16 protein-coding genes and 5 tRNA genes are annotated in these 23360 nt (G+C 50.3%); 10 read left to right on the forward strand and 11 right to left on the reverse strand.

The window, feature by feature from the left end; translation table 11 throughout:
- Positions 1–35: 35 nt before the first annotated feature.
- A complete protein-coding gene (locus R0134_RS14995) occupies positions 36–1277 on the forward strand; it encodes a saccharopine dehydrogenase family protein (RefSeq protein ID WP_319782751.1) in 1242 nt (413 codons plus the stop codon).
- 435 nt (positions 1278–1712) lie between these two features.
- Here R0134_RS14995 and R0134_RS15000 read toward each other — a convergent pair whose 3' ends face one another.
- The 7 genes from R0134_RS15000 to R0134_RS15030 all read right to left on the reverse strand — a co-directional run bounded on the left by R0134_RS15000 (position 1713) and on the right by R0134_RS15030 (position 3950).
- On the reverse strand, positions 1713–2537 hold the full coding sequence (locus R0134_RS15000; RefSeq protein ID WP_319782752.1) for an IclR family transcriptional regulator: 825 nt from the start codon (positions 2535–2537) through the stop codon (positions 1713–1715).
- 546 nt (positions 2538–3083) lie between these two features.
- Positions 3084–3160, reverse strand: a tRNA-Pro gene (locus R0134_RS15005).
- A gap of 60 nt (positions 3161–3220) precedes the next feature.
- A tRNA-Pro gene (locus tag R0134_RS15010) sits at positions 3221–3297 on the reverse strand.
- A gap of 91 nt (positions 3298–3388) precedes the next feature.
- Positions 3389–3473 (reverse strand) — tRNA-Leu (locus R0134_RS15015).
- A 36-nt stretch (positions 3474–3509) separates the two neighbouring features.
- A tRNA-His gene (locus tag R0134_RS15020) sits at positions 3510–3585 on the reverse strand.
- A gap of 85 nt (positions 3586–3670) precedes the next feature.
- Positions 3671–3747, reverse strand: a tRNA-Arg gene (locus tag R0134_RS15025).
- Positions 3748–3803: 56 nt separating this feature from the next.
- Positions 3804–3950 carry a hypothetical protein gene (locus R0134_RS15030; protein ID WP_319782753.1) on the reverse strand — a complete coding sequence of 49 codons (147 nt, stop codon included), beginning with the start codon at positions 3948–3950 and terminating at the stop codon, positions 3804–3806.
- A 34-nt stretch (positions 3951–3984) separates the two neighbouring features.
- On the opposite strand from R0134_RS15030, the gene R0134_RS15035 reads away from it, so the two are divergent.
- From R0134_RS15035 to R0134_RS15075, 9 genes are all read left to right on the forward strand, one after another.
- Positions 3985–4551 (forward strand): TetR/AcrR family transcriptional regulator, encoded by a 567-nt coding sequence (locus R0134_RS15035; protein ID WP_319782754.1) that lies wholly within the window; start codon positions 3985–3987, stop codon positions 4549–4551.
- A 29-nt stretch (positions 4552–4580) separates the two neighbouring features.
- Positions 4581–5723, forward strand: a complete 1143-nt coding sequence (locus R0134_RS15040; RefSeq protein ID WP_319782755.1) for an efflux RND transporter periplasmic adaptor subunit — start codon at positions 4581–4583, stop codon at positions 5721–5723.
- Positions 5724–5735: 12 nt separating this feature from the next.
- Entirely contained in the window at positions 5736–8810 is a 3075-nt protein-coding gene (locus tag R0134_RS15045) for a multidrug efflux RND transporter permease subunit (RefSeq protein WP_319782756.1), read from the forward strand.
- Positions 8811–8980: 170 nt separating this feature from the next.
- Positions 8981–9178, forward strand: a complete 198-nt coding sequence (locus R0134_RS15050) for a hypothetical protein (RefSeq protein WP_319782757.1) — start codon at positions 8981–8983, stop codon at positions 9176–9178.
- 65 nt (positions 9179–9243) lie between these two features.
- Positions 9244–10125: a DMT family transporter gene (locus tag R0134_RS15055; RefSeq protein ID WP_319782758.1), complete on the forward strand. Its 882-nt coding sequence runs from the start codon at positions 9244–9246 to the stop codon at positions 10123–10125.
- A 758-nt stretch (positions 10126–10883) separates the two neighbouring features.
- Entirely contained in the window at positions 10884–12674 is a 1791-nt protein-coding gene (locus R0134_RS15060) for an aminopeptidase P family protein (RefSeq protein WP_319782759.1), read from the forward strand.
- Between the two features lie 108 nt (positions 12675–12782).
- Positions 12783–14132: a CDP-diacylglycerol--serine O-phosphatidyltransferase gene (gene pssA / locus R0134_RS15065; RefSeq protein ID WP_319782760.1), complete on the forward strand. Its 1350-nt coding sequence runs from the start codon at positions 12783–12785 to the stop codon at positions 14130–14132.
- A gap of 617 nt (positions 14133–14749) precedes the next feature.
- On the forward strand, positions 14750–16822 hold the full coding sequence (recG, locus tag R0134_RS15070; RefSeq protein ID WP_319782761.1) for an ATP-dependent DNA helicase RecG: 2073 nt from the start codon (positions 14750–14752) through the stop codon (positions 16820–16822).
- An 843-nt stretch (positions 16823–17665) separates the two neighbouring features.
- Positions 17666–19705: an AsmA-like C-terminal region-containing protein gene (locus tag R0134_RS15075; RefSeq protein ID WP_319782762.1), complete on the forward strand. Its 2040-nt coding sequence runs from the start codon at positions 17666–17668 to the stop codon at positions 19703–19705.
- A gap of 227 nt (positions 19706–19932) precedes the next feature.
- Here the strand turns inward: R0134_RS15075 and R0134_RS15080 are convergent, their stop codons facing one another.
- From R0134_RS15080 to R0134_RS15095, 4 genes are all read right to left on the reverse strand, one after another.
- Positions 19933–20823 carry a bifunctional GNAT family N-acetyltransferase/hotdog fold thioesterase gene (locus tag R0134_RS15080; protein ID WP_319782763.1) on the reverse strand — a complete coding sequence of 297 codons (891 nt, stop codon included), beginning with the start codon at positions 20821–20823 and terminating at the stop codon, positions 19933–19935.
- A 136-nt stretch (positions 20824–20959) separates the two neighbouring features.
- Positions 20960–21397, reverse strand: a complete 438-nt coding sequence (gene dtd / locus R0134_RS15085; protein WP_319782764.1) for a D-aminoacyl-tRNA deacylase — start codon at positions 21395–21397, stop codon at positions 20960–20962.
- Positions 21394–22353 carry a prolyl aminopeptidase gene (pip, locus tag R0134_RS15090; RefSeq protein ID WP_319782765.1) on the reverse strand — a complete coding sequence of 320 codons (960 nt, stop codon included), beginning with the start codon at positions 22351–22353 and terminating at the stop codon, positions 21394–21396. The genes dtd and pip overlap by 4 nt, the downstream gene beginning before the upstream one ends.
- A complete protein-coding gene (locus R0134_RS15095) occupies positions 22353–23255 on the reverse strand; it encodes a virulence factor BrkB family protein (RefSeq protein WP_319782766.1) in 903 nt (300 codons plus the stop codon). The genes pip and R0134_RS15095 overlap by 1 nt, the downstream gene beginning before the upstream one ends.
- Positions 23256–23360: the final 105 nt, after the last annotated feature.

Raw genomic sequence — 23360 nt, forward strand, 5'->3', positions numbered from 1 at the left:
ACAGAGCCTTTTAAGGAGGCGGTTAGAGGAAAAAAATGAAAAGAAACGTTCTGATTATTGGTGCCGGTGGTGTCGCCCAAGTTGTTGCTCATAAATGTGCGCAATATAATGATGTTCTGGGTAACATCCACATCGCCTCACGCACGGTCGAGAAGTGTCAACAAATTGTCGACAGCGTACAGGAAAAGGGCAGCTTAAAAACTGCCGGCGACTTGCAAGCTCACGCATTGGATGCATTGGATATTGAAGCAACCAAGGCGTTAATTAGCAAAACACAGTCGCAAATGGTGATCAATGTCGGTTCGCCTTTCATTAATATGTCGGTCCTACAGGCATGCATCGAAACCGGTGCTGCTTATATGGATACGGCTATTCACGAAGATCCCGATAAAATCTGCGAAAACCCACCTTGGTACGCCAACTATGAGTGGAAACGCAAGCAGCTGTGTGCCGATAACGGCATAACTGCCATTCTGGGTGTGGGTTTTGACCCAGGCATGGTGAACACCTATGCCGCCGCCGCAGTAAAAGAAGACTACTTCGACCGCGTTGAATCTATCGATATTATCGATATTAACGCTGGCCACCACGGCCATTATTTTGCCACCAACTTTGATCCAGAAATTAACTTTCGTGAATTTACCGGTCGTGTCTGGACTTGGCAGAATAATGCTTGGGTAAAGAACAAGATGTTCGAAGTGAAGCGCACCGACGACTTACCCGTAGTCGGCATGCAAACCAGCTATATGACTGGCCACGACGAAATTCATTCTTTGTCTCACCACCTAGACGTACCAAATGTGCGTTTTTGGATGGGCTTTGGCGAGCACTATATAAATGTGTTTAACGTGCTCAACAGCCTAGGTTTATTATCTGAGCAACCGGTTACCACTGCCGAAGGCCTAGAAGTAGTGCCGCTCAAGGTGGTGAAAGCCATCTTGCCAGATCCAGCTTCCTTGGCGCCTAACTACACGGGTAAAACCTGTATTGGTGACTTGGTAAAAGGTCAGAAAGACGGTAAAGACAAAGAAATATTCATCTATAACATCAGCGACCACGAAGCCGCCTATCAAGAAGTGGGCAGCCAAGGTATTTCTTATACCGCCGGCGTACCACCGGTGGCTGCCGCCATCTTAATCGCTACCGGCGAATGGGATGTATCGCGCATGGTCAACGTTGAAGAGCTGCCGCACCGCCCGTTCATTAACCTACTTAATGACATGGGCATGCCCACGCGCATTAAAGACGAACACGGCGATCGCCCACTGAGCTTCTAAGCCTAGGCTTTTAGCGTAATAAGCGAACAGCAAAAAGGCCAGCCCCTAGGGGCTGGCCTTTTTTATTGGCTTTGTAGAGGCCGATTTATCTGGCCGGTTTTGCGCAGCAAAACGTCTCGCAGCGGTCGAATACCCTTATAAGAATACCTGATTACCCACAAAGCTCAGCCATGTTTCAGTGAACTCAGCACCAATGAATTCAATAGGTTACAAAGAGGTGCCGCCTCTTCGGTAAAGAATATAAGGCCCAGTTTGGTGTTTTGGTTTAAATCTAAACCTCAGTAACAGCCAGCAGAGCTGGCCTGCCGAATAAATTGGGCAGCTACAAAGAACAAACCTAAACAGGGTGCATTATGGCTAAGGTTCATACGTAATCAGGTAAGAATAAGACGCTTCTACGGCTTGAGGTTTTTCTTCCCGCTCTCAGCTGCAAGCTTACCGCTTCCCTTTCGGTGTTTTACCACCAATGGCCTCGGTCACTTCTTGGGCGGCATCTACTACCAGCTGACTTAAGTGCACTAAGCGCTCGCGCTTTACTCGTACGGCGGGGCCAGAAATTGAGATTGCCGCGACTGCTTCGCCGTATTCGTTATAAATATTGGCGGCAATACAGCGCAAACCCTCAAACTGCTCTTCGTCGTCTAATGAATAGCCTTGTTGCTTAATATACTGCAACTCGGTGGCGAACTGTTCGGCACTGGTGATGGTGTGCTCGGTAAAAGCCACCATGTTGGTCTGCTTGATTAACGCCATGGCATCTTTAATTGGCACCACAGATAACAATGCCTTACCCACCCCAGAAGCATGCAACGGTGAACTGCTACCTAATGACACCACCATGCGCATGGTTTGCGGTGACTCCACCTGCCCCACATAGACGACTCTGCCTTGCTCTAAAATAGCGAGGTTAGAGGTTTCGCCGGTGTCGGCCACTAAACGCTTCATAAAGGGCCGCGACTGGGCAATTACATCACGCTTTTTCAGATAGGCGTTACCTACCGCAAAGGCTTTTACGCCGATGCTCCACAAGCCTTGGGTGTCATCCACATCTACAAAGTCGTGGCTGCGCAAGCTGTTCAGTAAGCGGTGCGTCGTGGAAGGTGCTAGCCCTAGGCTATTGGCGACTTCGGTGAGTGACATTCCCATATCAGAGGCGGCCAAGCACTCAAGTAGCAATAAGGCACGCGAAAGCGACTGCACTTGAGTAGCGCTAGTCGGCTTGCTGGCTTTTGTTTTTTTAGGCATTACTTCTTCGGTCATGATATTGCCATGATCTACAGAGACTTATGGCCATTGTATGGCTATTTAGCCGCGAAGTCCTGTTTGTGTTTAAAGGACGGTGAGGCGTGAGGAAGAAAGCGGGTTAAAGCCAGATATCTCTTTTGTAGGCGCCAATTTATTCGGCGCGGTTTTGATCGATATTTAAAACCATCGACCGCTGGTTCTCACATTGTGCCGCAGGGGCAACTCTTTGGCCGCGACACTAGAAAGCAGAGCAAAATACCTTAAAACTATCCTGCTTCGCAGGACCGCCGAATAAATTGGCGGCTACAAAAGATGGTGAGGAGATGCACAACCAAGCTGTGCTTTCGTGTATGTCTGTAATTTTAGTAAATCGCAGACGAAAAAAAACCAGCTACTTGAGCTGGCTTCTTAATTGGTCGGCGTTGCAGGATTCGAACCTAAGAAAAACTATCCTGCTGCGCAGGACCGCCGAATAAATTGGCGGCTACAAAAGACGGCTCGGCGTTTTGAGTGCCAAAACGCAGACGAAAAAAAACCAGCTACTTGAGCTGGCTTCTTAATTGGTCGGCGTTGCAGGATTCGAACCTGCGACCCTCTGGTCCCAAACCAGATGCGCTACCAAGCTGCGCTAAACGCCGTAAAACTGTGCTACTAAACTTTAAATCAACCGTGCTTATTGCTCACGTCTGACTTTTAATTGGTCGGCGTTGCAGGATTCGAACCTGCGACCCTCTGGTCCCAAACCAGATGCGCTACCAAGCTGCGCTAAACGCCGAAATTTCTTCTTTACTCTTAAGGTCTAAGCCTTACTTTTTACCGCTCTGCATTGTACTCCGTTAGAGTACAATTACAACTTATTGAAGTAGTGGTGCGAAGGGGGGGACTTGAACCCCCACACCCGAAGGCACTAACACCTGAAGCTAGCGCGTCTACCAATTCCGCCACCCTCGCACATTTCTTTACTACTTCCAGGCCGTAACCTGAAACTGGGGTGACTGACGGGGCTCGAACCCGCGACAACCGGAATCACAATCCGGGACTCTACCAACTGAGCTACAATCACCATTAAACCTGACTAACTTTCTTTTTGCTTCGGCTTAGTCTACCAAGCTTTTTATTCTGATACTAGATTGTCTTCATGTACTAGATGGCGCGCCCGACAGGATTTGAACCTGTGACCTCTGCCTCCGGAGGGCAGCGCTCTATCCAGCTGAGCTACGGGCGCTCACATTCGGACGACGCAGATATTAAGACTCCGCCCTCTTCTTGTCCAGCACTATTTCATAATAAAGCCTTAGGTGGTGATTTTGTGGCCAAGCTGCTGCTTTTCTCTGCTAGGCCGCGAATATGCGACGCATCTGCACTGCGTTGAGCGATTGACTTACCAAAGAAAAGACCTAAAATCTCCCAAAATGAATGAACGTTCATTCATGCACTTTTTATACTGCAAGCGGTGATCATAATGCCCGATAAACGCGAACGTATTTTAAGCTCAGCGGAGGCTTTGATTGCCCAACGCGGCTTTCACGGTATTTCGATGCAACAAGTGGCGAAACGCGCCAATGTTGCGACCGGTACTATCTATCGCTATTTTTCTGATAAAGAAACCTTATTACGCTGTGTACACGAAGAACGATTACGTGATGCGGCAACCGCTATACTGCAAAATGTCGATGCCGAAGAGCCCAGTTACGCTCAGTTTCGCCAGCTCTGGCTCAACACCATGCACTATCTGCAAGCGAGCCCCGATAGCCTGTGTTATCGGGTGCAGTATGAAGCTTCTCCGTTGTTTAACCGAGAAGAAGAAAGGCAAATGGATGAACGCTACTTTAAGCCAGTCCATGAGTTTTTCGAGTGTGGTCGAGTCAAAGGGCTGTTTCGCGATTTGCCCGCTGAGTTACTCGGCTTTTTAGCTCTTGAAAATCTTATGTTACTGATCCAAAAGTGCACCAAAGGCTGTATTGAGCTCAATGATGATATATATGAACAGCTGCTTGATGCGAGCTGGAACGCCATTCTTAAACGTTAATATCTTATAAAAGTTGCGGGAGTAGACTAATGAAAAAATGGACATTGTCCATGTTGTTGCTGGTAGTGCTTATTTTCGGCAGCGTCATCGGCTTTAACTTATTTAAACAAAAGATGATGGGCGAATACTTCGCCAATATGCCGGTGCCTAGCTTTCCGGTGACCACCACTGAAATTACCCCCAAAGATTGGACGCCGCGTATTGCTGCCATCGGTTTTATTGAGCCGATCCAAGGCATCAATATCAGCAACGAAGCGACGGGTATCGTGCGCGCCATTCATTTTGAGTCCGGCCAAAAAGTTAAAGCCGGTGATATTTTGCTCGAATTGGATGCCGACGTAGAAAAAGCCAACCTGCGCAGTACTCAAGGCCGCGTGCCCTCGGTACAGGCCAACTTGAAGCGAACCCGCCAGCTGCTTGCCCGTGGCTCGGTTTCTCAAGGCCAGTTAGATGATGCTCAAGCTAATTATCAAGAGCTAATCGGCCAAGTAGACTCGCTGAAAGCGATCATTGCTCGTCGTACCATACGCGCCCCCTTCGATGGCGTTATGGGTATTCGTAATGCTTATCTAGGTCAGTATCTGAATGCAGGTTCCGATATCGCACGTTTAGAAGACAGCAGCCAGTTCCGCATTCGCTTTACCATTCCGCAAACCCGTATCGCCGATATTGCCGTGGGTCAGTCGTTGAATATTTTTGTCGATGCCTACCCAACCACACCATTTGAAGGTGAGATCACCGCCATTGAGCCGCAAGTTAATCCAGAATCCGGTGTGGTGCAGGTGCAAGCCAGTATTCCTAACCAAGATGGTAAGTTGCGTTCAGGCATGTTTGCCAAATTAGATGTACAGCTGCCCGCTCAAACCGCGCAGATTTTGGTGCCCCAGCAAGCCATTAACTTCACCCTCTACGGCCAAACTGTGTATGTAGTTGAAGAGCAGCAGCCAGAAGCAGGCAAAGACGCTAAGAAAGACGCCGAGCCGGTGCTGGTGGCAAAACAACGAGTAGTCGAAGTGGCCGAGCGTGAGGATGATTATGCCCGCGTGGTTAAAGGCCTGAAAGCTGGCGAAGTGATCGTGACCTCGGGTCAGGTGCGTTTGTCTAACGGCAGTCATGTGAAGCCAGTAGAAAACGATGCGCTGGACACCCCAGCGTCAGCGCCCCAGCTGTAAGCGGAGAATCTGATGCGTTTTACTGATATTTTTATTAAACGACCGGTGCTGGCGATATCGATAAGCTTGCTTATCGTGCTGCTCGGGTTGCAAGCGCTGCAAAAAATGCAGGTGCGTGAATACCCAGAAATGACCAATACCGTGATCACCGTGAGTACCGGTTACTTCGGTGCCAGCTCCGATCTGATTCAGGGCTTTATTACTCAGCCGCTAGAGCAAGCCATTGCTCAGGCCGATAATATCGACTTTATGAGTTCGAGCAGTCGTAACGGCAGCTCAAGCATTACCGTGCAAATGAAGCTGAACACCGACTCTAATGCAGCCCTCGCGGATATTTTAGCCAGGGTGAACTCGGTACGATCCCAGCTGCCGCGCGAGGCAGAAGATCCCAGCCTGGAAATGACTACCGGTGCTTCTACTTCCATCATGTATATCGCCTTTAGTAGTGACGAGCTGAGTGCCCCTCAGATCAACGACTATTTAGAGCGCGTAATACGGCCGCAGTTTTACTCGGTAGATGGGGTGGCCAAGATCAACCTATTTGGTGGTGCTAAATTTGCACTGCGTATTTGGTTAGATCCGCTGCGCATGGCGGCGCACAAGCTCACCGCGCCGGAAGTATTGTCGGTATTACAAGCGAACAACTACCAAGCAGCGGCCGGTCAGGTCACTGGCTACTTCATGGTTTACAACAGTGATATCAACACCCAAATAGAAAACCCCGAACAGCTAGAATCCTTGGTGGTCGCCACCCGCGATGATGCGGTGGTGCGCCTGCGCGATATTGCTCAGGTGTCACTGGAAAGAAGTCATGACGTAGTACGCGCGCTGGCAGACGGTCAATCTGCAGTCGTTATCGGTGTTGACCCTACGCCTTCAGCTAACCCGCTGAGCGTGGCAGAAAACGTGCGTAACATGTTGCCTGAGCTTGAAAGCAACATGCCTGACACCATCAAAATGAAGCTTTTGTACGACGCCACCGAAGCCATTAATGAGTCAATCAGTGAGGTTATTAAAACCATACTGGAAGCGTCATTAATCGTTGTTATCGTGATTACCCTGTTCTTAGGCTCGTTTCGTGCGGTGCTTATTCCGATCATCACCATTCCGTTATCACTGATTGGCGTGGCGATCTTGATGAGCGCGTTTGGCTTTAGTATCAACCTGATGACACTGCTGGCCATGGTACTGGCCATCGGCTTGGTGGTGGATGACGCCATCGTAGTGGTCGAAAACGTCGATCGGCATATTAAGGCTGGCGAAGAACCCTATCGGGCCGCCATTATTGGTACCCGTGAGATAGCCGTGCCGGTTATTACCATGACCATCACCTTGGCGGCCGTGTATGCGCCCATCGCCTTGATGGACGGTGTTACTGGCTCACTCTTTAAAGAGTTTGCGTTAACACTGGCGGGAGCGGTATTTATCTCAGGGATAGTGGCGTTAACGCTGTCTCCTATGATGTGCTCTAAGTTATTAAAGCCACACACCAACCCCAACCGTTTTGAGCGTGGTGTAGAAACCACCCTCGATAAGCTGACCCACAACTATTCCCGCATGTTAGATGCGGTGTTGGCGAAGCGTGCGGTGGTGATTGCCTTTGCCGTGTTAGTATTCGCCTCTATGCCGGTGTTGTTTAGCTTTATCCCCAGTGAGCTGGCGCCAAGTGAAGATAAAGGCGCCTTCTTGATGATGGCCAAAGCGCCTAACTCGGCCAACCTGGATTACATCGAAAACAATATGCTTAAGGCAGTGGATGTGCTCAATAAAGAAGATGGCCTAGCCACCTCTTTGACCATCGCCGGTGTACCGAACGCTAACCAAGGTTTGGCGGTGGCGGTACTTAAGCCATGGAGCCAGCGTGACGGCCAAAAAGCCGTTATCGACCGACTGACTCCGGGGCTGCAAGCCATTCCTGCGGTAGCGATCAGTGCCTTTGAGTTTCCTGAATTACCGGGTGCCTCTAGCGGCTTGCCGGTGCAATATGTGCTGACCACGCCTAACTCGTTTGAAAGCCTGTATGAAGTGGCGGCGGATGTGCTGCAAAAAATCAGCAAAAGCCCGCTGTTCGTCTATAGCGAGCTGGACTTGGCCTTTGACTCGGGCACCATGAAAATCAAGGTGAACCGAGATAAGGCCGGTGCTTATGGCATCACCATGCAAGACATCGCCATTACGCTGTCGACCATGATGAGTGATGGCTACGTAAACCGCGTGGACTTAGATGGTCGCAGCTATGAGGTGATCCCACAGGTGTATCGTAAAGATCGCCTTAATCCGGACTCAATCAATGATTACTATGTGCGCGCGCAAAATGGCGACATGATGCCGCTGTCAAACTTAGTGTCGATCACCATGGAAGCACAGCCTCGTTCTTTGCCGCACTATAACCAGCTGAACTCGGCAACCATAGGTGGCGTACTTACGCCGGGTGTCTCCATGGGTGATGCCATTAACTTCTTAGAGCAAGAAGTGTCGGCCAATCTGCCTAAAGGCTACAGCCACGACTACTTAGGTGGCGCTCGTCAGTTTGTTACCGAAGGTAGCGCGCTGTACATGACCTTCTTACTGGCCTTGTTTATCATCTTCTTGGTGTTGGCATCGCAGTTTGAAAGTGTGCGTGACCCACTGGTGATCATGGTATCGGTACCGCTGGCCATTTCTGGCGCCCTAATTGCCTTGGCGTGGGGGCTCGCCACCATGAATATTTATACTCAGGTGGGGCTAATAACCTTGGTCGGTGTTATCACCAAGCACGGTATCTTGATGTGTGAAGTGGCCAAAGAAGAACAGCTCGCCGGCGCCAGCCGTCACGATGCCATTCGCATCGCGGCACGCATTCGGTTACGCGCCATCTTGATGACCACAGCCGCAATGGTTGCCGGCTTAGTACCGCTGCTATTTGCAGTGGGCGCCGGTGCTATCTCACGCTTTGGTATGGGTATCGTTATCGTATCGGGCTTGAGTATTGGTACGCTGTTTACGCTGTTTGTGTTGCCGGTGATTTACACCTTCTTGGCTTCACAGCACAAGCCGCTGCCGGTGTTTGATGAAAACCAAGCACCCAAAATGGTGGATAGCCACTAATTTTTAATAGAAGACGATAGACAAAAGGGCTGCGTTTGCAGCCCTTTTTTATTGGCTTATAAAAGCCGAGCACAAGATGCTAAGCTGCCCTGTTATCTTAGATTAGCGATTATTTTACCTAACGCAGAGCTCAGCGTTGGCATCTAACAAGTAAATCAAGGAGCAACCACATGCTGGGAATAATATTATTAGGGTTAGCCATCGCCGCCGTCTTGCTGATGGTGAACCAGGGCCGCAGCCACCATGATATTGCACAACGCGTTGCGCAGTTAGAAGCACAAAACTTGCAGCTGCACGAACGAGTACAAGTATTGGAAGAATTGGTGTTAGAGAAAGAAAAACAACGCCCTTTTGATACGCTTGAATAGCCGCTTGATAGCAACAGATACATACCAACAGATAGATACAAACTGACAGACACAAACAAGCAGCCATGAAAAATCAAAAAAAAGCCTACCTTTACGGCCTAGGTGCCGTCGCCTGCTGGTCTACCGTGGCTACCGCCTTTAAGCTCTCGCTGGGCTACTTTTCGCCGGCGCAGTTACTGCTGGTGGCTACCGTGACTTCGTCGCTGTTATTGCTGGGCATAGTCGCTTGGCAAGGCAAGCTGCCCTTGTTGGCCAAAAGCTTAAAAGCCCATCCGGGCTATTACCTCTTGCTGGGGCTGATTAACCCTACCCTCTATTATCTGGTGTTGTTTCAGGCCTACGATCGGCTGCCAGCGCAACAGGCACAAACACTTAATTACACTTGGGCGATTACCCTCACCCTGCTGGCAGTGCCCTTCTTAGGGCAAACCATCCGCAAGCAAGACTGGGTAGCCATACTGCTGGGCTATTTAGGCGCCATGGTGATTGCCACCAAAGGTAACTTACTCAGTCTCGACTTTGAGGATCCGCTGGGGGTGGCGTTGGCGTTATTTTCTACGCTACTGTGGGCCGGTTATTGGATTTTAAATACCCGCCATCAAGGCGATGCATTAGTCAGCCTCACCTTGAGCTTCTTGCTGGCCTTGCCGTTAGTGGTGGCCGCCACCGCTTTGTGGTCGGATTTTCAGTTAACCGCTTGGCAAGGTTGGTTGGGTGCGATTTATGTTGGCTTGTTCGAGATGGGCATCGCCTTCGTGCTTTGGCTGCTGGCGCTGCGCCATGCAGAGCACACAGCGCGGATCTCGAACTTAATTTTTATCTCGCCGTTCGCCTCGTTATTGCTGTTACGTTTTTTAGTGGGCGAAGAAATTTATCCCGCCACTCTAGTCGGCCTCATGATGATAGTGGCCGCGCTGCTTATCCAGCAGGTCAAAACTAAACCATGAAGAGATTAAAGATTTTTCGCAACGGAAGAACACGGAATCCACGGAAAAATAGAGATCAGATCTGAAAGAGATCTTGATGGTAAGAGCCGAAATTAGACCCAAGCAAAAGTGACAAGCGAAACAGGGTGCATTATGGCTGAGGTTCTTACGTAATCAGGTACTTTGTAGTCTTGCGCTTTCCTGATTACCCACAAAGCTCAGCCATGTTTCAGAAAACTCAGCACCAATGAATTCAATAGGTTACAGGTAGGTACCGCCTCTTCGGTGAAGAATATGAGGCTCAGTTTGGTATTTCGACCTTGTAGGGGCCAATTTATTCGGCCCGGTTTGGTGTTTGGGTTTAAATCTAAACCTCAGTAACAGCCAGCAAAGCTGGCCAGCCGAATGAATTGGCTGCTACAAAACCCAGACCATTTGACCTTGGAGCCAGACCGGCAGCTACAAAAGAACAAACTGAAACAGGGCGCATAATAGCTGAGGTTCATAAGTAATCAGGTGCGCTTTAGCTGCAAGTTCTGCGAAGCAGAATAGTTTTAAAATACATTCTCGCTGAGACGGGACCGCCGAAGTCCTCTTTATTAAAGAGACGGGCGGGCTACAAAATATCGCCCTATGGTGCGACGCAAGCCTTACCGCTGTGATTTAGGTTTTGCTATAGTCTGTAGCTGACCGCCGATAGCTCACCGTCGCCTTATGCTTAACTAACGGTTAGCCAAGGCGCCTCACCGCCATTACTGCATTCTCATTAAGGAGCCCTAATGCCACACGTTCAGCGCCTCGCAGCGATTCGCCACTCCATGGCCGCCCAAAATCTGCAGGCCTTTATTGTGCCCCACGATGACGAACATCTGGGTGAATATATACCGCCCTACGCGGAGCGTTTGGCGTGGCTGACCGGCTTTACGGGCTCCGCCGGTGCTTGCGTGCTGTTAGCCGAACAGGCCGCCTTGTTTGTGGATGGGCGCTATACAGTGCAAGTGCGCCAGCAAGCTCCCGCTAGCTTATTTAATTATCATCATCTTATTAGCGAGCCCTATCTCGACTGGCTACTCAGCCAACTGCGTAACGGAGATAGCGTGGGCTTTGACTCGCATTTGCACAGCCAGCAATGGTATGAAAATGCCGAGCCTAAGCTGGCGGCGAAAGGCATATCGCTGGTGCCAGTAAGCGAAAACTTAATTGATGCTCAGTGGCACGACCGCCCGCAACCCAGCGTTAATCCGGCACTCTTGCTTAGCCAAGACTACAGCGGCCAACACAGCGAAGCTAAGCGCAGCCGTATCGCCCAAGATTTAGCAGCAGCGAACCTAGACGCGCAATTATTCACCCAAGCCGAGCCCATTAACTGGCTACTGAATATCCGCGGTCGCGATATCGACTGCTTGCCGGTGGTGCTGAGTTTTGCTTTGTTGCATCAAAATGGCAGCGTGCAATTATTTGCCGATCCCGCTAAGTTTGCTGATTTAGACTTAAGCGCCCACAGTGGCTCCGATGTCACCTTGCATCCGGTAGCCGAACTCACAGCGGCGCTAACAGCATTGGGCAATAAAAGCGCACGGGTGCAGCTTGATCCGACCACCGCTAACGCTTGGAGCGCACTTACTTTAAGCGAAGCGGGCGCCGAGTTAGCCTATGCTGATGACCCTTGCATGCTGCCTAAAGCCTGCAAAAACCCAGTAGAAGTCAACGGCAGTCGCGCCGCCCATCTGCGTGATGGTGCCGCCATGTGCCGTTTCTTGGCTTGGTTGGATGCGCGCGTTAGCCAAGCTAACCCCGAGCTTGAAGACGAAGGCAGTTTGGCCGATAAGCTCGAGCAGTTTCGTGCCGCTAACGATGAATTTGTAGAGCCCAGCTTTAGTACTATCTCTGCCTTAGGCCCCAATGCCGCCATGTGTCATTATCGTCATGATAACGGTACGCCGCGCCGCTTAGGCCAAGATGCTATTTACTTAGTGGACTCTGGCGGCCAGTATCTGGATGGCACCACCGATATTACCCGCACCGTGGCGGTCGGCCAGCCAGATGCGGAAATGAAGAAGCTGTTTACACTGGTGCTGCGCGGCCATATGGACTTAGCGGCCGCACGTTTTCCGGCCGGCACTTGTGGTCAGCAGCTTGATGTATTAGCACGCCAACCCTTGTGGCAAGAAGGCTATAACTTCGATCACGGCACCGGCCATGGGGTGGGCCATTACTTAAGCGTGCACGAAGGCCCGCAGCGTATTTCACCCAAAGGCAGCCAAACCGCACTGACTACCGGCATGATAGTGTCTAACGAGCCCGGTTATTATCGGGAAGACGCCTTTGGTATTCGTTGTGAAAATCTACAAGTGGTGCAGCCAGCCAACATAGGCGGGGATATTCCAATGTTCGCCTTTGAAACGCTGACCTTTGTGCCCTTCGACCGTCGTTTAGTGGATACTGCTTGGCTTGAGCCTAAGCATCTTGATTGGCTTAATCAGTATCACGCCCAAGTGTGGGCTAAAATTAGCCCGCAATTAAGCGGGACAGATCTGATTTGGCTGGAGCAGGCAACGCGAGCCCTATAAAGTGAGCACGCTGTCATTTGCCGCCGTTTGCTAAAATTCGCTAAACTGCCCGCGTATATTGTCGCTTGAGTATGATCTTAAGCGACAATTCATTAACCGGATCTACTTATGCCATTAGCTCAACATTACCGCTCCTTACTGCACCGCCTGCCTAGCTTGGCGGTGGATGCAGACCAAATACAAGTTTTGTATTCGGCGCAAAGCTTTAAGCAAAGGTTGTTGGAACTTATTGCAGCCGCGCAACAGCGTATTTATCTGGTTGCCCTGTATTTACAAGATGATGCGGCCGGCCGAGAGATTTTGACCGCGCTGTATGAAGCCAAACAAGCCAATCCGGCGTTAGATATTTGTTTATTTGTGGACTTTCACCGCGCCCAACGGGGCCTGATTGGTCATAAAGGCCAAGGTGGCAACCACAAGATGTACCAAGAATTTGCCGACCGCTATTCGCAGTCGATTAATATTTACGGCGTGCCGGTTAAAGGTCGCGAAGTGCTGGGTGTGCTGCATCTCAAGGGATTTATCTTTGACGATACGCTGCTCTATTCTGGCGCCAGCCTCAACGACATTTACCTGCACCAGCAAGAGCGCTATCGCTTCGACCGTTATCATCAACTCAACGATGCGGCACTGGCCGATACCATGATTGATTACATGACGCGGCTGTTTATGGATAATCCGGCGGTACCTTCACTGCTTGAAGCGCATATTCCCTCGGCACGCCAGTTGCGCTCGGTACTCCGCCAATTTAAGCCGCAAATGAAGCGTGCTCAGTATCAGTTTACTGACGAACCTCGCCAAACCGGTCAAGTGTCGGTCACGCCGCTCGCGGGCTTGGGTAAAAGAGGCAATCATCTCAACCGCGCCATCCGCACCCTACTGCGCAGCAGCGAGCAACAGCTGTTCATTTGTACGCCTTATTTCAACTTACCTAAACCGCTGGCCAAAGATGTGCGCACCTTATTAAAGAAAGGCGTGACCGTGACCTTGGTGATTGGTGATAAAACTGCCAACGACTTTTACATCTCTCCCGATGAGCCGTTTCGCACCATAGGCGGGCTGCCGTATTTATACGAAACCAATCTGCGCCGCTTTGCTCGTGCCCACCAAACCTCTATTTATCAAGGCAAGCTGAACATCATGCTGTGGAGCCACGAGCGCAACTCGTATCACCTTAAGGGCATGTTTGTAGACGACGACTTGGCCATGATCACCGGCAATAACCTCAACCCCCGCGCTTGGGGCCTAGATTTAGAAAATGGCCTGTTATTACAAGATCCCGAGCGGTTGTTGCAGCCCTGCTTTGAGGAAGAAAAAAACAATATTCTCAAACACTGCAAGCGCATTGAGCATTTCTCACAAATCGAGGAAATGGCCGATTACCCAGTACCGGTACAACGACTGCTAAAACGCGTACAACGCACCCGTGCGAATGTGTTGTTGAAGAGACTGCTTTAAACACAGCGCCCGGCGCCCAGCTCAACACCAAACAAAACGCCGCATTCCCAGAGTTCGGCGTTTTGTTGTTTTTGTTGTCTTCCTGATGACCATCAGGATCTCGCTTTGGATCTTAGTGACTTGAGCTATTTGCCACGGAAGGCACGGACAAAACAAGGAAAAATAGTGATCAGATCTGAAAGTGATTCTAGGAGTAAGAGCCAAACACCCCAGCTCATCTAAGATAGAGCTCTTACAAATCATAAGATCTTGTTACTTGTCGACCTTATCCCATCTTAATTTTTCCATGATGCTCGTAAACAAAGAGGGTGTTCTTCCGTGGCAAAAAGTCTTTAATCCCTAGTATCAGCTTTAGCTTGGTACTTATCTTTATGCCGTCTTCCTGACGCACGTCAGGATCTCGCACTATTTTTTAACTTACGGCATACCGCGACTCGAAGCGGCCTATTTTTATCCAAGAAAAATTCATTTTTCGTCTTAATCTTAATTTTTCGGTGGATTTCGTGGATTCCGTGGCAAAAAGTCTTTAATCCCTAGCTAGGCGCTCGGCGCTGCTGTTACTCCCTTTTTAATCAAGCCTTTGCTATTCTCTGTACATATTTACAGGTGAGGCCGTTATGAATCTGGACAAGATGTCTCTCAGTCTGCTCAAGGGCGTAGGCGACAAGATGTTAGAAAAACTGCAACGGCTCAACTTGAGCACGGTGCAGGATTTGCTGTTTCATCTGCCGCTGCGCTATGAAGACCGCACCCGCGTGCATGCCATTGGCGACTTAATGCCCGGCATGCATGTGTCGGTGATCGGTGAAATCGTCGACAGCAATATTAGCTATGGCCGTAAACGCATGCTGTTATGCCGCATGCGTGATGACAGCGGCAGTCTAACGCTGCGCTTTTTTAATTTTGCCGCCGCCCAAATGAATAACCTCACCGCTGGCACCAAAATTCGCGCCTTTGGCGAAATTCGTCCCGGCCAGCATGGCCTTGAGATTATCCATCCGGAATACAGCCTGCAGTTAGGCGACCAACAAATCGCTGGTGAAGCCAACTTAACGCCAGTGTATGGTGCTACCGAAGGCTTGCGCCAAATTACCCTGCGCCAACTCACCGACCAAGCGCTGGCGCTACTTGCGCAAACGCCATTACAAGAATGGCTACCCAGCGGCTTATACGACAAACAAGTGAGCTTAAACACGGCGTTACAGCTGTTGCATCGCCCACCGGCAGACGTGGATTTATTTACCCTAGAGCAAGGCAGCCATCCTGCTCAGCAACGGCTGATCATGGAAGAGCTGCTTGCCCATAATTTGTCGGTACTTAAAGTTCGCGAGCAAAGCCAAGCCCATCAGGCGCGCGGCTTACATTATCCTCAACAACTCATTAATGACTTTTTAGCGCAACTGCCCTTTACACCCACCGGTGCCCAGCAGCGAGTCGTGGCAGACATTGCCGCCGACTTAGCTAAGCAGGTGCCCATGATGCGCCTCGTACAAGGCGATGTAGGCTCAGGTAAAACTCTGGTGGCGGCACTCGCCGCACTGCACGTCATCGGCAATCAAGGCCAAGTGGCGTTAATGGCACCTACCGAATTATTAGCCGAACAACACGCCAATAACTTCGCCGCTTGGCTAGCACCGTTAGGTATTCAAGTGGGTTGGTTGGCAGGCAAGGTAAAAGGCAAGGCGCGCGCCGAGCAACTGGCGCGACTGGCCAGTGGCGAAGTGGGCATGATAGTCGGCACCCACGCACTGTTTCAGGAAGAAGTGCAGTTTAATGCACTGGAATTAGTGATTATCGACGAACAACATCGTTTTGGTGTGCATCAGCGTTTGGCACTGCGTGAAAAAGGCAGCCAAGGGGAGTTTTACCCCCACCAATTGATCATGACCGCCACCCCCATTCCGCGCACTTTGGCCATGACCGCCTATGCGGATTTGGATACGTCCATTATCGATGAACTGCCGCCGGGCCGAACTCCAGTAAAAACCGTGGCCATGCCGGATACCCGCCGTGAAGAAATCGTCGCACGGGTGCGAGAAGTCTGCCGCGAGCAAGGCCGCCAAGCTTATTGGGTGTGTACCTTAATTGAAGAGTCCGATGTACTGGAGTGCCAAGCAGCAGAAGACACCGCCACCGAGCTCACCGCACAGTTACCCCAGCTAAAAGTAGGCCTAGTGCATGGCAGCATGAAGCCCGCAGAAAAACTAACGGTAATGGCGGACTTTAAAGCCGGTAACTTAGATTTATTGGTGGCGACTACGGTAATAGAAGTGGGCGTAGACGTGCCTAATGCCTCTTTGATGATCATCGAAAACCCCGAGCGCTTAGGTTTAGCCCAACTGCACCAATTACGCGGCCGCGTCGGCCGCGGTGCCGTTGCCTCCCATTGTGTGCTCTTGTATCACGCGCCTCTTACCAAAACCGCCGGCCAGCGCTTAGGTGTATTACGCGACACCAACGACGGCTTTATTATTGCCCAAAAAGACTTAGAAATTCGCGGCCCCGGCGAGCTATTAGGCACCAAACAAACTGGCCTTGCGGACTTAAAGATTGCCGACCTCATCCGCGACCAACATCTATTACCCGAAGTACAACGCATCGCCCGTTATTTAGCGGACAAGCATCCAGAAGCCACAGCACCGCTGATCCGCCGCTGGCTAGGCGAGCGCGAGCATTATGGGAAGGTTTAACTGCAGCGCCGGGCGCCCAGCGCCTAGCTAAAGACAAAATCTAAAGCAAAGAGCTATTTTTGCCACGGAATACACGGAAGAACACGGAAAAATAGAGATTAAATCTGAAAGGGATTTTGATGGTAAAGGCTAAGATTAAGACCTTGTAGAAGCCGCTTTAGCCGGCTGGTTTTGCGCAGCAAAACTAAACCAAGAGATTAAAGATGATCTGCAACGGAATCCGCAGAACCAACGGGAAAAATAGAGATCAGATCTGAAAGGGATCTTGATGGTAAGAGCCGAGACTAGACACATGCAAAAGTGACAGGTGAAACAGAGACCGAATATACAGGCTGGTTTGGGTTTTGTAGGCGAACGCTTGCTCTCGCATTTCGCCGTAGGCGGAACGAGTTAAAAACCTAACAAAGAGGCGTATTTGTTGGAATGGGTAAAGCAGTCGGGCAGAGCGCACACTCGTAAAAAGAATGATTAATGCATTCCACAGACTTTAACAATCTCAGCGTAAATTCTAACTACCGATAGTTACGGCCATTATGTTTAATGGCCGTATGTCACTACAGGTAATACGGAGTTATGTTTAAGGAATCAGCGCACCATCTCCTTGGCGCGCTGACAGATTGCCGTTTTGCCGTTACCCTGGCACCTCAAAACTCAATTTTGCACAGGTGAAAACCTATTATGCGCGTTGACCAACTGTGCCTGCTGCTCGATAACGGCGATTTGTAGAACTTGCTGCCATCGAAGAAGTTAGGACTCTAGCGCACACGCTTATAGCATTGCTTTGTTTCCCACATGCCTGCTGGCTAGGTATGATGTAAGTCTCGGTTTCTAAAGGGATGCTGCATGAAAAAGCTGGCCAAATATCTGCTACTTACCTTGCTTGTGTTACTGCTCGCCGGTTGGTTGTTGTTGACGCTGTTTGATGCTAATCGCCTTAAGCAGCCCGTGCTGGCTTGGCTTAACGAGCACACCGACCTCGATGCATCCATAGGTGATATCACCTTTAACCCGCTGCATCCTTATACCTTGCTGGCTGAAGATGTGCGCTTAGGCGACTGGTTTAATGCGCGCCAAGTGTATGTGCAGCTGGCCACGCTTTCGCCGCTGTCCGGCCAAACTCGCATTGCCACCCTAGACCTTATTGATGCCAAACTGCTGCTGGATGACGCCATAGCGCTGCAGTTGCCAGATAACTTGGCCAATATTCACGTCGCCGAGTTCACCACCAAAAACTTGAGCCTAGACTGGCAAGGTTGGCAGGCGAAAGGTACCGATCTTACGCTGCATGATTGGCAGCCAAGGCTGGATGGCAATTGGCAGTGGGGTGCGGATGTGAATATAAGCGGCCAAGCACGCCAGCTTACTCAGCCAAATCTAGAGATGGCGCAACTGACTTTTCATGGCCAAGTACGCCAACAACAGCTGCAATTAACTGAAATAAAAAGCCGCTTATTTGATGGCATATTTGAGTCCAACGTAGTCGTAAACTGGCCCGAGCAACAGCTGACCTTAAACTCCCCGCAATTTAGTCATAACCAACTGCAGTTTGAACAACTGCCAGAACCTGCCTCCGGCTGGAGCTTACAGATCAATAAAGCTCAGCTCGAAAAAGTGAGCATCACTAGCCCTTACCTCACCAGTAATAATATCAGTGGTGAGCTGCGCTATTTTGAGTGGGCGGCAGGCCAGTTACCCGATGCCAGTGGCCAGTGGCAGGCCGATGAAGCCGTGCTGGATTGGCTGCGCCTTGATAAGCACCAAGGTGAGTTACTCAGCAGTCAAAAGCAGCTGAGCCTCAATATTAATGGTCAAGCCTATGAAGGCAGCGTGACCAGCGAGCTGCGCTGGCACCCAGAACAAGGCCGACTCGATATTGACTCTTTAGCGATGCAAAATAATAAGTTTGTGTGGCAAGCAGACATGAAATGGCCGCTACCAGAAGTGCGGTTGCATAAGCTGGACATCAGTAATGGTGAGCTATTATCGCTGGACCCAAACTTGCCGCTTTCTGTAACCGGTGGCGAGCTGTTTGTTAATGATATCGCTTGGTCGGCGGGCCAATGGCGACCTTTAAGTAAGCAAGCGCGAGCGGAAGCCAATTGGAATGAAATTGCCTTTAACAGCTTAATTGCCCGCCAAGGCAAGGCGAAGGCCAAGTTAGATGATACCCATCTGTGGCTAACGGAACTCAGCAGTGATGCACTAGAGGGCCAAGTCACGTTGAGCGGCAAGCTGGGTTTGTACCCGCCTTACGCGATTGACGCCGAGCTTAAAGGCCAAGAGTTAGCCTTGCGCCCGGTAAGCCGTTGGCTAAAGGCAGATCGTAACTTTTCAGGCAAGGTTGAGATTAATGCCGAGCTTAAAGGCGAGATACAAAATAGAAAAACTTGGCAGGGGCAAGTGGCCCTGAGCGGCCAAGAGGTGTTCGTCGAAAAATTGGGGCTAGATAATTGGCTCAGCCAACGACTGCGTGAAGATTATGCCCAGGTTAAAAGCGTAGATGCGCAACTGGCGGCGCTGGATTTAAACCAAGGCGACAGTTTTATTTATCAACTCGAACTTAAAGGACCCATTAACAACGGCCGTTGGCGCCTTGATGGCAGCGCGCTACAAAGTGTCCGCTATTTATTGGCCTTGCGCGGCGAGGTCGACTTAGCCGGCGGCTGGCAACTGGAGGTGGGTGCAGTTAATGATAAAGGCTGTCGCGAGCTGGCCATTGAACTGAGCGAAAGCTGGCGCGCGCCCAAGCTGACGATTCATCAACCCAAACTCGTTAGCCCTTGTAAGCCTTGGTATCAAGGTGGCGTGCCCTACCCTAAATCCGGTTTGTCTGGGAGCATATTAGAAGGTGTACGGGCGTTGCAGATGGGTGAAGAAGAGTAAAGATAGCGGTACGTTTTACGCCGTACGCTGTCCGTAAAGGCCAATGACAAAAGGCTTTCTCTGTTCTGATGTCGTGGCCAAAATGATTTACATCTATGGTGTAATGCGAGAACAAGTGTTCGCCTACAAAAAACACCGCTTTACCCCCTTAATAATGAAAGCAAAGGGCCATGTTATTTTTTTAACGTACGGCGTAAGGCGTGAAACGTATCGCTGCCCTTCGGGCGCTAATGCGGCAAAACCACGTAGCGGCCGTTAAAGATGGCGGCCACTTGGTCGCCGCTATACAAGGTCACCTTTAGCTCGATACGTACTCTCTCGCCGGCTTGTAGCGGGATCAGCTGCTCGCGCAGTCGACCAGTTACTTCGGCGGTGGGTTCATCCCACACCGGCTTGGAGTATTTAATATCACCACTACCCTGCACTATGTCGCCGCTTAAGCCAAATTCTTGCATTTGCAACCAGATAAGTCCCCAGCCAGTGAGCACGCATTGGCTGTAAATACTGCCGGCAAACATGGAGTCATGTAGGTTGAGATTCGCAGTCAGATTGGCCTTGGTCTTAAAGCGGGTACCGGTATATTGGATAATCTTAATGCCCATTTTCTCGGTGATCGGAATACGCTTATGCCACTCGCGCTGTAAATCGTCACACAATTCTGGGCAGTGGCGAATTTGATGAATCGATGTCAGGGCTTTGATCATCTGTCGATGAGGGATTTTGCCAAAACTAATGGGGCCTTCGCCAACCACGGTAAAACCGCAGCGGCTATAAAAAGACACGGCTTCTTCCCGGGCGTTCATCACTAAACGCCGTGCGCCTTGCTGGCGCGCTACCTGCTCTAACGCCTGCACCATGCGCGTGCCCAAGCCGTGGTCGCGATTATCGGATACCACCGCCATAAAACGAATTTGTGCTTCGTCGCCACTCACATACAGCCGACCCACAGCCACTAGTTTGCCTTGGTAATCGACCATCATGCGATGATGCGCATATTCATCAAACTCATCGCGCTCTGAGCCTTTGGGCTGTTGCCAGGGCTTGCGCAGTAATTGCCAACGCAGCTGATAATACGCCTCGAGTTCCGCTTCCGTTTGCGGGGTGACCACACGATACATGGTCTGCTCCTATGTATATAAATATGAGTGCGAATATGAATGTTGATTTAACTACCAGTCACACAGGCGAAACCTAGCCAAAGATTCAATTTAAGCTAGAGATGGAAAATCGTTAGCAATTAACACGCATCAGAGATTAAACCTGTAGCCAAAAGGTGACAGGGCCATCGTTGACTAAGCTCACTTGCATGTCGGCCGCAAAACGGCCAGTTTCGGTCGTCATGCCTTGTGCGCGAGCGGCCTGCACAAAATACTGATACCAATGCTCAGCATCTTGATGGCTGGCACCGTTAGAAAAGCTAGGTCGCAAGCCGGTATTGGTGTCGGCGGCCAAGGTGAATTGCGATACTACCAACAAGCTGCCGCCCACTTGGCTGACATTTAAATTCATTTTATCGTCGGCATCAGCAAACACCCGATAAGCCAAGACTTTGCGCACTAATTTATCGGCCTTGGCTTGGTCGTCACCCTTCTCAACGCCGAGCAAGACTAATAGCCCTGGCCCAATAGTGCCCACAGCTTCACTTTCAACTGTGACTGACGCCGAACTCACTCGCTGAATAAGCGCTATCATGCTTTCGCCAACTCCCTTGCCATCTGATCTGTGGCTTTTACTAAGGCGTCTATAATACTCGGTTCAAAAGCGGAATGTCCGGCTCCGGGTACAATTTGCAGATTTAATTCAGGCCAATGTTCGGCTAATTCTAGCGCCGCCGCAGGCTTACAAATCATGTCATAACGCCCGTGGATTAACACAGCGGGCAGGCCGCGTAATTTCTCCACTTGGCGAATGATGTGATTTTCTTCAATGAAACAATGATTGATAAAATAATGGCTCTCAATTCTGGCCAGTGCCAAGGCATCGTGGGCTTGGCCGTAATGCTCTATTGCGTCTATACGCGGCTGTAACGTTGAGATACGCCCTTCCCAAATTGCCCACGCCCGCGCTGCATTGAGCCGCGCCAGTTCGTTACTGCTGGTGAGCAAGCGATAATAATGAGTGAGTAAGTGGCGCGTCTCACCGTCAAGGGGAGTCAGAAAGTCTTGGTAATAATCGGCAAACACTTGCGCCGCGCCGCCTTCCGGCTGATACAGCCAGTTAAGATCTTGCTCACGCGCCAAAAACAGCCCGCGCAGCACTAAGCCCCGCACTCGATCTCTATGCTCAATGGCATAACAAAGCGCCAAGGTCGCGCCCCAAGAGCCGCCAAATACCAACCACGACTCCACGCCTAAGGTAGTACGGATCTGCTCCATATCGGCGATTAGCGCTTGCGTGTGGTTATCCGCTAATTCGGCGTGAGGTTGTGACTGACCGGCGCCGCGCTGATCAAACAAGATAATGCGATAGCTTTCAGGATCAAAAAAGCGTCTGTGCTCGCCACTGGTGCCCGCTCCTGGCCCGCCGTGCACTAACAGCACCGGAATACCCAACGGATTGCCGCTCTCTTCTACATAAAGGGTATGGCGATCAGAAACTTTAAGTTGATGCTGCTGATAAGGGGTGATACTCGGATATAAGCTGCGCATTAATCCTCCTCCGCCGCGGCGGCTTCTGGGTTTAAATCCTCGAAGCGCTTGCCTAGCAAACGCTCAAATTCGCCTAAGCCTGCGGTAATTTCAGCGCCCAGCAAGGCCACCATCCAGCTCAAATAGACCCACACAAAAATAATAGGAATGGTAGCTAAGGTGCCATAAATCGCTTCGTAAGACGGGAACTGCACTATGTAAAAAGCAAAGGCCCGCTTGGCAATTTCAAATAAGATACCCGCCACTAAAGCGCCACAAATGGCGTGAGTGAAACGCACCCGAATATTGGGCACCACCATGTAAAACACCACAAACATGCCGGTCGATAAGAAAAACGGCAACACAGACAACAAGTATGAGCTTAAGCCTAATACATCGTCATTAAATACTTGAATGGTAGTGATATAAGAGGTCAGCACTAGGCTAGCACCCACCAAGATAGGGCCTAATGTGAGGATCATCCAATAAGTAGCAAAGGCGACGGAGGCGCGGCGTTTATCGGTAACCCGCCAGATATAATTGAAGTTTTGATCGATAGCCGAAATCAACAGCATGGCGGTAAAAGCCAAGGCTGCCACGCCAATGGCGGTGGTTTTAGAGGCGTTATCGACGAAGCTTTGAATTTTTTCTTGTACTACGTCACCGGCGGCCGGCACGAAGTTAGTAAAAATAAAATGCTGTATGGTTGCTCGCAGCTCTTCAAACATAGGAAAGGCCGACATCATGGCAAACACCACCGCAAGCATGGGTACCAAAGACAATAAGGTGATGTAGGCCAAATATCCCGCCGTGACTTTGAGTCGATCATCCTCAATTCGGCGCCACATGAAACAGCCAAACTCTCGGCCGTGATCGCGAAGGAAATGCAGCCGATGCAGTAAGTGCGCGATAAGTTGACGCATAAGGTCCTCAAGGCTTCCGTAAATGTTTCTTATTGTGGCAAATTAACCATCACGAGTGCCAGTCGGATATGATTTACCGACAAATCTACTTCACAAAACTAGTCT

The sequence above is a fragment of the Oceanisphaera sp. IT1-181 genome (assembly GCF_033807535.1).
GTDB lineage: Bacteria > Pseudomonadota > Gammaproteobacteria > Enterobacterales > Aeromonadaceae > Oceanimonas.

Bases quoted from the DNA above. Each gene is read 5' to 3' on its own strand.
- R0134_RS15000 (WP_319782752.1), bottom strand. From the start codon at position 2,537: ATGACCGAAGAAGTAATGCCTAAAAAAACAAAAGCCAGCAAGCCGACT.
- pip (WP_319782765.1), bottom strand. From the start codon at position 22,353: ATGCGCAGCTTATATCCGAGTATCACCCCTTATCAGCAGCATCAACTT.
- recG (WP_319782761.1), top strand. From the start codon at position 14,750: ATGAATCTGGACAAGATGTCTCTCAGTCTGCTCAAGGGCGTAGGCGAC.
- R0134_RS14995 (WP_319782751.1), top strand. From the start codon at position 36: ATGAAAAGAAACGTTCTGATTATTGGTGCCGGTGGTGTCGCCCAAGTT.
- R0134_RS15075 (WP_319782762.1), top strand. From the start codon at position 17,666: ATGAAAAAGCTGGCCAAATATCTGCTACTTACCTTGCTTGTGTTACTG.
- pssA (WP_319782760.1), top strand. From the start codon at position 12,783: ATGCCATTAGCTCAACATTACCGCTCCTTACTGCACCGCCTGCCTAGC.
- R0134_RS15045 (WP_319782756.1), top strand. From the start codon at position 5,736: ATGCGTTTTACTGATATTTTTATTAAACGACCGGTGCTGGCGATATCG.
- R0134_RS15030 (WP_319782753.1), bottom strand. From the start codon at position 3,950: ATGAACGTTCATTCATTTTGGGAGATTTTAGGTCTTTTCTTTGGTAAG.
- R0134_RS15050 (WP_319782757.1), top strand. From the start codon at position 8,981: ATGCTGGGAATAATATTATTAGGGTTAGCCATCGCCGCCGTCTTGCTG.
- R0134_RS15080 (WP_319782763.1), bottom strand. From the start codon at position 20,823: ATGTATCGTGTGGTCACCCCGCAAACGGAAGCGGAACTCGAGGCGTAT.
- R0134_RS15040 (WP_319782755.1), top strand. From the start codon at position 4,581: ATGAAAAAATGGACATTGTCCATGTTGTTGCTGGTAGTGCTTATTTTC.
- dtd (WP_319782764.1), bottom strand. From the start codon at position 21,397: ATGATAGCGCTTATTCAGCGAGTGAGTTCGGCGTCAGTCACAGTTGAA.
- R0134_RS15060 (WP_319782759.1), top strand. From the start codon at position 10,884: ATGCCACACGTTCAGCGCCTCGCAGCGATTCGCCACTCCATGGCCGCC.
- R0134_RS15035 (WP_319782754.1), top strand. From the start codon at position 3,985: ATGCCCGATAAACGCGAACGTATTTTAAGCTCAGCGGAGGCTTTGATT.
- R0134_RS15055 (WP_319782758.1), top strand. From the start codon at position 9,244: ATGAAAAATCAAAAAAAAGCCTACCTTTACGGCCTAGGTGCCGTCGCC.
- R0134_RS15095 (WP_319782766.1), bottom strand. From the start codon at position 23,255: ATGCGTCAACTTATCGCGCACTTACTGCATCGGCTGCATTTCCTTCGC.